Here is a 13,547-nt window from a genome sequence, read left to right as displayed (position 1 = left end):
CCCAAACTCCTGAATATTAGCCAGACTACATTCTTCGTAGATGATGTTTAGCGAACATTTCGCGAATTTCAAGTTTGTAAAAATCCTCTGCTGGGTATTCTTGAAAGCTCGACGAATAATGCTCACGACCGCGGCCATCTTTAAACATACTGTCCTGGAAGAAGGTATAGGGTGTAATGGTGGTCTCATTCATTTTTTGCAATGTATTATTAATAAAATCTCTATATTGGGGAAATTTATTTTTTATTGCGGTTAGGCCGTTTATTAATTCACTCTCAAACAAGCCTGGTTTTACAGGAATAACGGAACGTTCCAGGATGTAATGATTGTTCACCCTATAATTACTGGTTTCTATTTTGCCACGGGCAAAACGCTTTATGCGAGCTTCATGCATGGCTTGTGAAATTAACTCAAAAAACAAATTTTGAAGCAATTCAAACTCTTCAGTTCCATACTGTGAATGTAAATCAGACATATTTTTTTTAAGAATACCAGCTATGCTTTCCAGCTCCTTGGTTAATACTACATCGGTTAACTTCTTTCGCAGCCGTGGTTGATCCCAAAACTTATACCTGGGGGCCATTCGACGACCGTTTTCATCGAGGTAGCCAAAACCTTGCTGAAACTCACTAATAACTTCCGATACTAATGCCATCGCTTCTCCATAGTTTCAAATGAATACAGGAGTGCATTGAAAAGATTCTTTCAGATTTTTGCAAGCATTCCTTGATATAAAGGTTTATCGCTGACGGAAATTGCTCCTGAGAAAGGAAAATCAAAATTAAGAGCCAGAGTTAAATTGAATCCGAGGACCATCGCCAGACACAAATTGGAGAAAATCCGCAGTGATCCTTCTCTGGATTTTAACAGACTTGATAGAAAAACTATGACAATAGCGCCTAAAATTAAGGCAGTCCGCAATTCATTATTAAGGATGCTTTTGGCGGCAATTAGGCGATCGCGGCGCGCTTTCAGCATGGTGTCCAAATGGGAGATGAGTTGGCGATAATAAAACTCTTCTTTGCTGTTATGAGGGGTAAACTTTTGCAGGATTGTGTATAACTTGCCTGTTGCGGCCCATGTTTGGCTACTTTCCTGACCTAATCTCATGGTGAGCCATTCATTTTTACGAACCGCTTCCAGATAGTCTCTGATGCTTTGTTTTAACGGCTGAGCATCTTGTGCTGGAAAAACCTCTAACTCCCTTACCAAAGCACTGGCTGCATCTGCTTCTTCGTAAACGATCTTCTGGACATTAAGATAATGGTTCCAGAGAGTAATGATCACAAATCCTAAAAAAATGCCATAACCGCTTCCTAGGATATTTAGCACGCTGTCTGTACTTCGAGTGAAGTCGTGATCAATTTTGTCCGGGGAAATGAGGAGGGAGCCTAGATAAGTGGCTAATAATGAAATCAAGGCCAGTATGGAAAAATTGATTAAAAACAGTTGCCATACTGAAAATGAATTGATTAAATAGCGAAAAAACATGGCTCCTTCCTACAAAAAAATACCTTATCCGTTGCTTTGGGCATTTTCCAATGAGGCAATATCGATAACAAACCGATAGCGCACATCACTTTTCATCACACGCTCATACGCTTCATTTACCTTCTGTATTGGAATAAGTTCAATATCGGCCGTGATATCATGCTCGCCGCAAAAATCAAGCATTTCCTGCGTTTCTTTAATCCCTCCGATTAAAGAACCAGCCAGGCACCGCCTCCCGCCAATTAGAGAGATTGCAGCAACAGGTACATTCTTTTCAGGAACCCCGAGTAGGACCATTGTCCCATCACGCTTTAAGAGCTTTAAATACTCATTCCAGTCAATGCCCTCAGAGACTGTGCAGATGATTAAATCAAAATGATTAGCTAATTGTTTAAATGTCTCTGGGTTGGAGGTTGCATAGAAGTGGTCAGCCCCTAAGCGTTTGCTGTCTTCTTGTTTGCGGTTGGAATGGCTTAACACCGTTACCTCCGCACCCATTGCATGAGCCAATTTGACACCCACATGACCTAAACCACCCAAACCAAGAATGGCAACTTGCTTACCTGGTCCTGCCCCCCAATGCCTAAGAGGAGAGTAAAGTGTAATGCCTGCGCAAAGCAGAGGGGCTGTGGCGTCAAGTGGCAAATTTTCAGGCAAATGCAAAACAAAATCTTCGTTCACAATGATTTTATTTGAATAGCCCCCTTGAGTTACCTGGCTTCCATCCCGTTCCATGCCATTGTAAGTCATCGTGGCTCCTTCTGCGCAATATTGCTCCAATCCGTCTCCACAATTTTCACAATGACGGCAGGAATTAACCATGCAACCGACGCCCACATGCTGGCCAACCTTAAATTTACGAACTTCTTTACCCACCTCTGTAACAATCCCGACAATTTCATGTCCTGGTACCATTGGGAACAAAGAGCCACCCCATTCGTCTCGGGCTTGATGGATATCTGAATGGCAGATGCCACAGTAGCGAATATCAATTAAGACATCATGAGCACCAACGTCTCTTCTTTGAAATGAGTAGGGTTCAAGAGGGGCTTTGGCTGAAGGTGCAGCATAGCCTTTAACTGGAATCATAGTTGCTATCCTTAATTAAAATTTTCCATGATGAAATCATCATGGTATGCCTTTAGCAGCCATTTGCAAAGAGGTTGAGTCTGATAAGTGACTGTCGTTATATTTTGAGGGCCATTAACTTTGGGCAGAGGAATTTTACTCCTGCTGTTATCAGGCCATATTGCTGCCCCTTAGTCTTATAAATCCTATGCCGCTACTTTTTTACAGGCAATGCAGTGCTTGCAGGCAGGCTTGAGAACGAGGCAGGGGAAGGGGTTTGCAATCAACTTGCTGGGCAATTTTAACAATATCAATGGGTTAAACTGCTTGATTATTAAGAATTAAAAGCTTTTATTAAGCAGTTGTGCAATAAAGGTACCAATTAGTTGCAATTTTTGATATAATTAGCGGCAAAATTTTGCGCCTTGCCGAGGAGTAATGTTGTCAGAATCTGTCGCAGCGGATGCTCATCCTGTGTCATCCGATAACCATTTCATGGCGTGGTTGGTTTGCTTGTCAGCTGGATTATTCTTCTTTTATGAATTTTTTCAATTAAATATTTTTGACGTCATTAACCAACCTTTACGTGCTGATTTTAACCTGGATGCCACTCAACTAAGCTGGATGTCCAGTACTTATTTATGGGCAGACATTCTGTTCTTGCTGCCCGCAGGGATTATCCTCGATCGTTACTCTACCCGCTCGGTCATCCTAACAGCCATGTCTGTATGCGTCATCGGAACTGTGGGTTTTGCCTTGACTCATTCCTTTATACTAGCCTGTTTTTTTCATTTCCTCTCAGGAATTGGCAATGCATTCTGCTTTTTGTCCTGCGTTGTTCTGGTGTCGCGCTGGTTTCCACCGCGACGCCAAGCTTTAGTCATTGGCTCAATAGTCACTATGGCATTTCTTGGTGGCATGACTGCTCATACGCCTTTTGCACATCTGAATGATTATTATGGCTGGCGTAATTCCTTGTTAATTGATGGAGCTGCGGGGGCATTTCTGCTGCTATGGATCTATTGGATCATTCAAGACAGTCCTGCTAAGGAAATTAAGCTTAAAGAAACAGGGGCAATTAAATTCAGTTTTGCTCAAGCCCTGGGAAATCCACAAAACTGGCTGGCTGGGCTTTATACCAGTTTTCTGAACTTACCCATCATGGTGCTTTGTGCTTTATGGGGCGCTAGTTATTTGCAAGTGGCGCATCATTTGCCGCAAATCACAGCCAGCAATGTTGTCAGCCTTATTTTTATAGGAAGCATTATCGGTTGTCCATTAGTAGGATGGCTCTCTGATCGGCAAGGACTCCGCAAGCCTCTCATGATTATAGGGGCCATTGCCAGCTTGATTACTGTGATTCCTTTGTTTATGGATACGGTGCTATCAGAAACTGTGTTAAGTATTTTATTTTTTGCTTTGGGTTTATTCACTAGTACCCAGGTCATCAGTTATCCTCTTATCGCTGAAAGCAACCCCTTAGAGAATACCGGAGCAGCAACAGGTTTTGCTTCCGTGCTCATTATGGGGGGGCCGGCGTTGGCCAGGTGTTATTTGGCTGGTTAATGCAGCATCATGCTGGTATGAATACACAAAACTACTCAGTCGCTGACTTTCAATATGCCATGTGGATGTTCCCGGTGGCGGCAATAGCTGCGTTAATAGCCGTCTTATTGTCACGCGAAACTTACTGCAAACGTTAGGATAGGAGTTTTTATGCAGATGGTGGAAGAATATCAAGACGATAGGCCAACCTATTCGTTTCTGCCTTGGTTTGTTTGCTTTAGTGCCTCTTTATTCTTCTTCTACGAATTTATACAGGGCAATATGTTTGCATCCATTGCCGATAATATTATGCATGATTTTCACGTGCAAGCAGATAAAATGGCTTACTTATCAAGTATATATTATCTTTCTAATGTGCTTTTCCTATTTGTGGCCGGAATGCTGCTCGATCGCTTCTCAGCCAAAAAAACCATTCTGGTTGCCATGTTTCTTTGTGTTATCAGTACATTTATACTCGCTCATGCACAATCATTTTATTTAGCACTCTTTTGTCGGTTTGTTACTGGTATTGGCAGCGCGTTTTGCTTTTTAGGACCAATTCGCATTGCTTCACGATGGTTTCCTCCAAAGCGCATGGCATTAATTACTGGTGCGATTGTAACCATGGCCATGACCGGGGGGATGCTGGCCCAATACCCTTTGACCAAACTGGTAAATCAAATTGGATGGCGGGATTCCCTCATGCAAGTGGGGTGGCTTGGAACGGCAATGTTGCTGTTTATGTCCTTTACCGTAATTGATAGAGAATCGGCCAAGAAAACAATTCAACACAAGATTTCAGTGCTTAGCGCTGCTAAAAAAGCTTATCTAAATTCACAAACCTTAAGAGCGGCCTCTTACACCAGTTTAATGAACATGGCCATTGCGGTATTTGGTGCCATGATGGGCTCGCTGTATTTGGTGCAAAGACTTGGGATTACAAAAGAAGATGCTGCCGTAGTTAATACCATGCTGTTTTTAGGCGCCATCATCGGAGGGCCGATCATTGGATGGCTCTCGGATAAATTGAGAATTCGCGTTTTGCCCATGAAGGTGGGTGTCATTGCTTCTTTAATAACAGTTTTGGCTGTTTTATTTGCGCCTGTCTCATTGCTGGGTATGAAAATTTTGTTCTTCCTGCTCGGCTTTTTCACTGCGGCTCAAGTCATCAGTTATGCTTTGGTAGCAGAGAGCAACTCACCGCAAATGACGGCAACAGCAGTCAGCGTGGTGTCTGTTTTAACTCAGGGTGGTTACATTATTTATCAAAATCTATTTAGTATTTTGCTGATGGGACATGGTGAAATGCACATGGTAAATGATGTTCCAGTCTATTCCTTGGGTGATTATCAATTTGCAGCGATTATCTTACCCATTGGTTTACTGTTAGCGTTGGTAGCCATAATGGGATTAAAGGAAACTCATTGCAAACAAATTGAGGATAAATAATGGCAGGACGCGTCTGCATTTTATTGATGGATTCTCTGGGCATTGGAGCAAGTCTTGATGCTTCCCGTTATGGGGATGAAGGCGCAAATACTTTTGGCCACATTCATACAGCCTGCCAAGCAGGCGAAGCGGATAAAACCGGGCTTCGTCACGGTCCTTTGCAAATTCCAAATTTAAGCAAATGGGGCATGTATCACGCTGCAGTGGCCAGCTGTGGTGAACGCTTGCTGGATTTGGGCGAATTGCCACAACCTCTTGGTTATTACGGCTATGCAGTGGAGCAAAGCTTGGGTAAAGACACTCCCAGTGGCCATTGGGAGTTGGCAGGGGTGCCAGTAAGTTTCGAGTGGGGGTATTTTCCACAGGAAATTCCTTGCTTTCCAAAAAGCTTAATTGATGAATTAATACAAAAAGCAAAGTTGCCCGGTGTTTTGGGGCAAAAACATGCCTCTGGGACGACTATTATCGAGGAGCTGGGTGAAGAACACCTAAAAACCGGTAAACCAATTGTTTATACCTCGGCTGATAGTGTCTTTCAAATTGCAGCGCATGAAGAAGCCTTCGGTCTACAACGGCTGTATGATGTGTGTGAAATAGCGCGGGAACTGGTTGATGACTATCAGATAGGTCGTGTAATTGCCCGGCCTTTTATAGGCAAGGCCGGCTCTTTTTCACGAACTGGCAACCGCCGTGATTATGCAACTTTACCGCCAGCGCCGACTTTATTGGATGAATTAAAGCGTGTAGGCCGGGAAGTCATTGCAATAGGAAAGATTGCGGATATCTTTGCTCATCAAGGAATGACAAAAACGATTAAAGCGGACGGCAATATGGCTTTGTTTGATGCCACCTTAGGAGCTTTGGAGACAGCGCCGGAAGGAAGTTTGATTTTTACCAATTTTGTGGATTTTGATTCTTCCTATGGTCACCGTCGAGATGTGGCCGGTTACGCCCATGCATTGGAAGAGTTTGATGCAAGGCTTCCTGAATTGGAGAAACTTCTAAGAGCGGATGATATTGTGGTAATCGCAGCTGATCATGGTTGTGATCCCACCATGCCGGGCTCTGATCATACGCGAGAACATATACCTGTGCTTGTTTACGGCCCGAGTCTTGGCAGCTCGTTCATCGGCCGTCGAGACAGTTTCGCCGATATTGGGCAAAGTATCGCTGAGCATTTAGACATTCCACCGCTTCTTCATGGTGTATCCTTCCTGAAGGACTCGGTTTAAAGTTTGAAGTAATAGAGGGCAAACAGAAAATTCAATGATTTACCCAGCATCGTTTTTAAATTATTGCGCATCAATGAATCTTAAGCTGACCTCTTTACGTAAAACCGTGCTTTTTGTGTTGTGGGACAATAGAAAGCCCCTTAAAGCTTATGAAATTTTAAATAAGCTTTTGCCAATCCATAGTAATTCAACAGCTCCCTCTATCTATCGGGTGCTGGATTATTTTGTCGACTATGGAGTGGTTCATAAGATTGAATCCATCCAGGCCTACACATTATGTCACGAGCCTGGAAAAAAACTTCCCTCTGAAATTTTGATGGTTTGCAATCAATGTCATCAAGTTCAAGAAATCTATGACATCAATCTGCAGAGCGGCCTTGAAACGCTGGCACAATCCAACTGCTTTCATTTAGGTCAAGATGTGATTGAATTGAAAGGGATTTGTGGGAAATGCCAGGCTTAGCTCCTTGGCCCAGGAAAGCCGATAGTGCAATAAGGTCTTAATCCCTGTTTATAGTTAAGTGCAGTAACTTTGCAGATTAATCTATAGCTATAAACCATGAAAAAAAAATTCTCAGACCTATTGATTTTTTTTTCTTCAGCCCCATCTTAGACGAACTAATTTACACTGAGGGTTAATTTTGGATCAATATCGCGGTACAACCATTTTGTCCGTTCGACGCGGCAATAAGGTAGTGATTGGGGGGGACGGTCAAGTTACCATGGGTAATACCGTTATGAAAGGTAATGCCCGTAAGGTGCGGCGTCTTTATAAAGATAAGGTGATTGCCGGATTTGCGGGTGGAACAGCAGATGCATTTACTCTTTTTGAGCGTTTTGAACGCAAACTGGAAATGCATCAAGGGCATTTGCTAAGGGCCGCAGTAGAATTAGCCAAAGATTGGCGCACTGATAAAATTTTACGACGCTTAGAAGCACTTTTGGCTGTGGCAGACAGCAAAGCTTCCCTAATCATCACAGGGAATGGTGATGTCATTGAACCAGAGCAAGGACTCATTGCCATTGGTTCGGGAGGGCCTTTTGCGCAATCTTCAGCTCGGGCTTTATTAGAAAACACCGATTTATCTGCTTTGGACATCGTCCAAAAGAGCCTGGCCATAGCTGCCGATATTTGCATTTATACAAATCACAATTTAACCATCGAAGAATTGGATAGCAACAGTGAATAATACATCAACAGCAACAATGACTCCTCGAGAGATAGTACAAGAGTTAGACAAACATATCATTGGTCAAGATGAGGCGAAGCGCGCCGTAGCGATAGCCCTTCGCAATCGCTGGCGGCGAATGCAAATCAAAGATTCGGCATTGCGTAATGAAATTATGCCTAAAAACATTTTGATGATTGGGCCTACAGGCGTAGGTAAGACCGAAATCGCCAGACGTTTGGCCAAATTGGCAAAAGCGCCTTTTCTTAAAGTTGAAGCCACCAAGTTTACGGAAGTGGGTTATGTTGGGCGTGACGTTGATTCCATATTGCGGGACTTAATTGATATCGCGGTCAAACAAGAGCGCGAATTGGCCATGAAAAAGGTTGAACATTTGGCAGAAGATGCTGCTGAGGAACGCGTTTTGGACGTGTTGTTGCCTCCGCCTCGCTCTGGCCTTTCGCCTATTGAGAAAGATTCTTCAACTCGACAAATATTCCGTAAACAGCTTCGAGAAGGAGCCTTGGATGAGAATGAAATTGAAGTAGAATTATCGGCTTCGCAGGTGGGTGTTGAGATTATGGCCCCTCCAGGTATGGAAGAAATGACGAGTCAATTACAATCCATGTTCCAACAAATTGGCAGTGGGCGCACGAAAACTCGCAAGATGACCATAGCCAAGGCGATGAAGATTTTAAAAGAAGAGGAAGCGGCAAAACTTGTTAATGAAGACGATATAAAGACTCGCGCTATTGAAAACGTTGAGCAAAATGGCATTGTTTTCATTGATGAATTGGATAAAGTTGCTAAAAGAGCTGAGCATGGCGGCGGCGGGGATGTGTCCCGTGAAGGAGTCCAGCGGGATCTTTTGCCCTTGGTGGAAGGTACGGCCGTTTCTACTAAATACGGCATGATTAAATCCGACCATATTCTGTTTATTGCCTCAGGTGCTTTCCATGTGGCAAAACCCTCTGATTTGATTGCCGAATTGCAAGGTCGTTTACCCATTCGAGTTGAGTTGGCTGCGCTCAGTGTGGAGGATTTTGTTCGCATCCTAACTGAACCCAGTGCTTCACTGACTGAACAATATGCTGCTCTGATGGCAACTGAAGGTTTAGCATTAACCTTTGATGACTCAGGCATTCGTCGCATCGCTGAAGTGGCCTGGAAAGTAAATGAACGCACAGAGAATATAGGGGCACGCCGGCTTTACACAGTCATGGAAAGACTATTAGAAGTGATTTCTTTTGAAGCGACGGATAAGGCTGGTGAAACCGTTCACATTGACTCTTCTTATGTTGAAAAACACCTGGGTAAATTAGTAGAGGACGATGATTTAACCCGCTATATCCTATAATACTAAGGCTGGGGCAAGTTGTTTGTTCCAGCTGTTCTAAGCTGCATAAATTCTTATGATCAATAATGATGCATAATGCATCTAATAATTATTGACTGTAATTATTTATTCTAACTCTCTGCCAACAAGAGTATACTTAAGGGCAAATTGACTCTTTGGATAAAGAATGATTGCTGTTCTGGAAGCGTATCGAGCCGGATTATTGCAAAGACAACATTGGCTTGCCAATGTCATCTCAGGAATTATTGTCGGAGTAGTGGCTTTGCCTTTGGCAATGGCCTTTGCAATTGCTTCTGGAGCCAAGCCTGAACAGGGTTTGTATACCGCCATTGTAGCGGGATTTTTAGTATCGGTGTTCGGTGGAAGCCGTTTACAAATTGCAGGTCCCACTGGAGCATTCATCGTTATCTTATCTGGAATAACAGGCAAATATGGCATTGATGGTCTGCAAATTGCAACGATAATGGCCGGAGTTATTCTTTTTTTTCTTGGCATTGCCCGCTTTGGTACAGTCATTAAATTCATTCCTGCTCCAGTCATTGTAGGATTTACGGCAGGAATTGGCGTTATCATCTGGGTTGGGCAGTGGAAAGATTTCTTTGGTCTGCCCGCAGTAAGCGGAGAACATTTTCATCAAAAACTCTGGCATTTACTGCAAGTTTTTCCGCAAATGAGTCTCAGCACCACATTGTTAGCCTGTATGTCCCTACTGGTGGTTTTATACTCTTATAAGTTGCCTGCTTTAAAACGCATACCAGGTCCTTTAGTGGCCTTGGTGCTGGCTACAGCCTTACAATCTATATTCCATTTTAAAGGAGTGGCAACCATAGGCAGTACTTTTGGCGGCATTCCGCAGGGTTTGCCAAGCTTCCATTTCCCAGAAATAAGTTTAAGCCGTTTATCGGAGTTATTAGGTCCAGCCTTTGCCATTGCGATGCTCGGAGCCATTGAATCACTATTGTCTGCTGTGGTAGCTGACGGCATGGCTGGCACCCGCCATGATTCCAACCAGGAATTAATTGGCCAGGGTCTTGCCAATATGGCTGCACCCTTATTCGGCGGTTTTGCTGCCACCGGAGCGATAGCCCGAACGGCCACCAACATCCGCAACGGTGGAACAAGCCCTATTGCCGGTATTGTCCACACGCTCACCCTTGTAGCTGTTCTTATTGTTCTTGCCCCTCTTGCTGTGGATGTGCCACTGGCAGCTTTGGCGGCAATCTTGTTTGTGGTTGCATGGAACATGAGCGAAGCTAAACATTTTGTAAAAATGATTAAACGGGCTCCGCGTGCTGATGTAGCAATTCTATTGATTACCTTTGCTTTAACCATCACAGTTGATTTGGTTATGGCGGTTTACATAGGTGTGATTTTAGCGATCTTGCAATTTTTAAGAAGAATGGCTTCTAGCGTGGAAGTGCAACAAATCGCTGAGGAAGATTTGCAAAAGGAACTAGCAAAGCAAGCCATAGCCAATCTTTCAGAAGGGCTCTTGGTTTATGCGATAGAGGGGCCGTTGTTTTTTGGTGCTGTAGAACAATTCGAACAAACTCTTAATGCAACGCATACACAGCCAAAGATGTTGATCATTAGACTTCGCTGGGTGCCCTTTATAGACATTACCGGACTGCAAACTCTGGAAGAAATCATCCAAAATCTTCATAAAAAACAGGTTGAGGTATTTTTGACCGGTGCAAATTCTCGCGTTTTCTCCAAGCTTGAGAAAGCGGGGATTATTGATTTGGTTGGCCGAGGGAATGTAATTCAGGATTTTTCTCAAGCACTTAAATTCTGTTCCCAACGACTTAATGCTCCGCAGAATTTGCTTGCGGGTGAGCTTCAAAGTTTTGGCTGAATAGCTGATGCAGATTAATATCTAAAGTTTTTTGCAGCTCCAAATCGGTTTTATCCAAAACCCCACGCCAGTGATTGGCATGAGGGGTTTTTTCTCGTTTGAGCTCATCATGGGTAGGCAAACGAAAGGGAAGTTGCTGGCTTAGCCAATACAAAGTAATTTGATTTAAATCACGACTGAGCATTAGTTCATCTTGAGCCGTATTGTGCACAAGCCCAATTTTAATAAGCTCATTAATCATATCATCCACATTGACGGCAAACGGTTGAGTGCTTGCTGAAATCAAAGCCTCGCGGCTTAATCCCTTCCCGAGCTGCTGGGCTTGCCAAAGTTGATAAAGCCAAAGAAGCGCATGAGAAAAGCCCTCAATGGGAATGCCAGGCCTCCTTTTATAATGTACGGAAAAAGCATAACTGATTTCAGCGCCTAATAATGTAATCACCCAGACCCAATAAACCCACACAAAAAAGATGGGGATGGTAGCAAAAGCTCCATATAAAAGTTGATAGGTATTATATTGAGCTAAATAATAAGCAAAAGCTTGTTTTGCCGATTCAAATAGTACTGCCGCAAATAAGCCGCCCCATAAACCATGAGTTATTTTAACAGGACAGTTAGGAACAACCACATATAAAAAGGTAAAGCCAATCAATGACAGGAAAAAAGGGATGCTGTTTAAAAAGAACAAAGGGGCTGAATGCCCTTTGATAAAAGGAATGGATAACAGATAAGAGCTGGCAGCCAAGCTGAGCCCTAAAAAAATAGGCGCCAGGGATAAAATGGCCCAGTATAAAAGGAAAGCTGCCACGCCCTTGCGGGAACTGTGTGTTTTCCAAATCCGGTTCATAGCCTTTTCAATGGTGACCATCACCAGTAAGGCCGTTACCATTAATATCACGACCCCCCAAATCGAGAGTTTTGACACTTGGGCTGAGAATTGCAGCAGATAATCTTGAATAATTTTACCGGTAGTCGGAACGAAATTTTCAAAAATAAAGTTTTGCAAAGGGACTGCCAAATTCTGAAAAACTGGAAACGCGGACAGCAAGGCCAAACCAACGCTCATCAAAGGGACGACAGCAAGTAAACTGGTAAAAGCCAGTGCAGATGCTCGATAGGTGCAATCATCTTTTATAAAATGCTCTGCGACAAACCAGACAAAGCGATTAGCCTCATGATATTTGATGATCAATTTTTCTTTCCAATCGGAAGGAATCGCCAATTTCATTGTATTCAATTTGTGTCCATTTGGCCTTTTACTATCTCATAGGCGAGTGTGGCTTACAACTTCCTGCAAAACGAGGAGTCTTAAGAGTTTATGATTCATCTTTTTTTAGACTTAGGAAATGGAAGCGTTTATGATGTTTAATTTGAAACTTGGGGTATAGGAAATGCTTAAGCTTTATCATAATCCGCGATGCTCAAAATCCCGAGCTTGTTTGCAAATACTACAAAATGCTTCTATTCCGGTTGAAATCATTCACTACATGGAGGGAGGGCTTTCAGAATCTTTGTTGGCGCGGTTTGCTGAGACTTTAGGCCTTTCAACGATTATTCGGGAAAATGAAGCCATATATAAAGAATTGAATTTGGCAAACGCAGATAAAAAAACTGTACTAAAAGCGATGTTGGCGCATCCTAAACTATTACAAAGACCTATCGCCGAACTGGATGGTAGAATCATTCTTGCTCGGCCTCCTGAAAAAATTGTGGAGCTGTTTCATGACTAGACCTTATGTTTTGGTGCTTTACTATTCTTCCCATGGAGCGACGGCCCAGCTTGCGCAATATATTGCACGAGGAGTGGAAAGTGTCGATGGCATGGAAGCTAAATTGCGTACGGTCCCGCCTGTCTCCACCACCTGTGAAGCCGTAGATAGAACCATTCCTGATCATGGGGCGCCTTATGTAAGCCTTGATGATCTTAGGGACTGTGAGGGGCTAGCGCTTGGCAGCCCTACTCGTTTCGGCAATATGGCTTCTCCATTGAAGTATTTCCTTGATACCACGACCCCTTTATGGCTAGCAGGCGACCTTGTTGATAAACCCGCCTGTGTCTTCTCTTCCTCTTCCAGTATGCATGGAGGACAAGAGACCACATTGACCAGTATGATGTTGCCTCTGCTGCATCATGGAATGCTGATTCTTGGATTGCCTTATACGGAAGCCAGTTTGAACAGTACTCAAACGGGCGGAACACCTTATGGGGTCACGCATGTGGCTGGAATGACCAATACTAATCCGCTCAGTCAAGATGAGATTACCTTGGCTAAGCAATTGGGGAAACGCCTTGGCAAAGCAGCCATTGCTTTGTCCAGGCATAGATCTTTAAAGATGTAATGACCAAACTGCCTACATTGGTGTGGGCTGTAATAAAAAAT

General features: G+C 43.4%; 12 protein-coding genes and 1 pseudogene. 9 read left to right on the top strand and 4 right to left on the bottom strand.

The annotated features are described in order from the left end of the window. Nucleotides 1-25: 25 nt before the first annotated feature. Genes EL203_RS11950 through EL203_RS11940 form a run of 3 tightly spaced genes read right to left on the bottom strand, consistent with a single transcriptional unit; the run spans nucleotide 26 to nucleotide 2,580 of the window. Entirely contained in the window at nucleotides 26-655 is a 630-nt protein-coding gene (locus EL203_RS11950) for a hypothetical protein (RefSeq protein WP_058470695.1), read from the bottom strand. A 50-nt stretch (nucleotides 656-705) separates the two neighbouring features. Then, on the bottom strand, nucleotides 706-1,491 hold the full coding sequence (locus tag EL203_RS11945) for a bestrophin-like domain (RefSeq protein ID WP_058470694.1): 786 nt from the start codon (nucleotides 1,489-1,491) through the stop codon (nucleotides 706-708). 24 nt (nucleotides 1,492-1,515) lie between these two features. Further along, entirely contained in the window at nucleotides 1,516-2,580 is a 1,065-nt protein-coding gene (locus tag EL203_RS11940) for an NAD(P)-dependent alcohol dehydrogenase (RefSeq protein ID WP_058470693.1), read from the bottom strand. A gap of 417 nt (nucleotides 2,581-2,997) precedes the next feature. Between EL203_RS11940 and EL203_RS11935 the strand changes: the two are divergent. The 7 genes and pseudogenes from EL203_RS11935 to EL203_RS11905 all read left to right on the top strand — a co-directional run bounded on the left by EL203_RS11935 (nucleotide 2,998) and on the right by EL203_RS11905 (nucleotide 11,166). Then, nucleotides 2,998-4,262 (top strand): annotated as a pseudogene (locus EL203_RS11935) (MFS transporter). A gap of 13 nt (nucleotides 4,263-4,275) precedes the next feature. Further along, the gene (locus EL203_RS11930; RefSeq protein WP_058470691.1) at nucleotides 4,276-5,553 is read left to right on the top strand and encodes an MFS transporter; all 1,278 of its coding nucleotides are present in this window, start codon (nucleotides 4,276-4,278) and stop codon (nucleotides 5,551-5,553) included. Beyond that, nucleotides 5,553-6,785: a phosphopentomutase gene (locus EL203_RS11925; RefSeq protein ID WP_058470690.1), complete on the top strand. Its 1,233-nt coding sequence runs from the start codon at nucleotides 5,553-5,555 to the stop codon at nucleotides 6,783-6,785. Before EL203_RS11930 ends, EL203_RS11925 begins: the two co-directional genes overlap by 1 nt. A gap of 73 nt (nucleotides 6,786-6,858) precedes the next feature. Next, nucleotides 6,859-7,248: a Fur family transcriptional regulator gene (locus tag EL203_RS11920; protein ID WP_058470689.1), complete on the top strand. Its 390-nt coding sequence runs from the start codon at nucleotides 6,859-6,861 to the stop codon at nucleotides 7,246-7,248. A gap of 178 nt (nucleotides 7,249-7,426) precedes the next feature. Next, nucleotides 7,427-7,975 (top strand): ATP-dependent protease subunit HslV, encoded by a 549-nt coding sequence (hslV, locus tag EL203_RS11915; protein WP_058470688.1) that lies wholly within the window; start codon nucleotides 7,427-7,429, stop codon nucleotides 7,973-7,975. 16 nt (nucleotides 7,976-7,991) lie between these two features. Then, nucleotides 7,992-9,311: an ATP-dependent protease ATPase subunit HslU gene (gene hslU, locus EL203_RS11910; protein ID WP_058472180.1), complete on the top strand. Its 1,320-nt coding sequence runs from the start codon at nucleotides 7,992-7,994 to the stop codon at nucleotides 9,309-9,311. A gap of 166 nt (nucleotides 9,312-9,477) precedes the next feature. Next, nucleotides 9,478-11,166: a SulP family inorganic anion transporter gene (locus tag EL203_RS11905; RefSeq protein WP_058470687.1), complete on the top strand. Its 1,689-nt coding sequence runs from the start codon at nucleotides 9,478-9,480 to the stop codon at nucleotides 11,164-11,166. On the opposite strand, the gene EL203_RS11900 is transcribed toward EL203_RS11905, so the two are convergent. Continuing rightward, nucleotides 11,117-12,394 carry a YihY family inner membrane protein gene (locus tag EL203_RS11900; RefSeq protein WP_058470686.1) on the bottom strand — a complete coding sequence of 426 codons (1,278 nt, stop codon included), beginning with the start codon at nucleotides 12,392-12,394 and terminating at the stop codon, nucleotides 11,117-11,119. The genes EL203_RS11905 and EL203_RS11900 overlap by 50 nt on opposite strands. A gap of 163 nt (nucleotides 12,395-12,557) precedes the next feature. Between EL203_RS11900 and EL203_RS11895 the strand changes: the two genes are divergently transcribed. Together EL203_RS11895 and wrbA are read left to right on the top strand one after the other, a co-directional pair. After that, a complete protein-coding gene (locus EL203_RS11895) occupies nucleotides 12,558-12,896 on the top strand; it encodes an ArsC/Spx/MgsR family protein (RefSeq protein ID WP_058470685.1) in 339 nt (112 codons plus the stop codon). Continuing rightward, nucleotides 12,889-13,506, top strand: a complete 618-nt coding sequence (wrbA, locus tag EL203_RS11890) for an NAD(P)H:quinone oxidoreductase (protein ID WP_064108427.1) — start codon at nucleotides 12,889-12,891, stop codon at nucleotides 13,504-13,506. Before EL203_RS11895 ends, wrbA begins: the two co-directional genes overlap by 8 nt. Nucleotides 13,507-13,547: the final 41 nt, after the last annotated feature.

The sequence above is a fragment of the Legionella jordanis genome (assembly GCF_900637635.1).
GTDB classification, from domain to species: Bacteria; Pseudomonadota; Gammaproteobacteria; order Legionellales; family Legionellaceae; genus Tatlockia; species Tatlockia jordanis.
The sequence above is the reverse complement of the archived record's forward strand: the minus strand, read 5'-3'. Positions and strand labels throughout refer to the sequence as shown.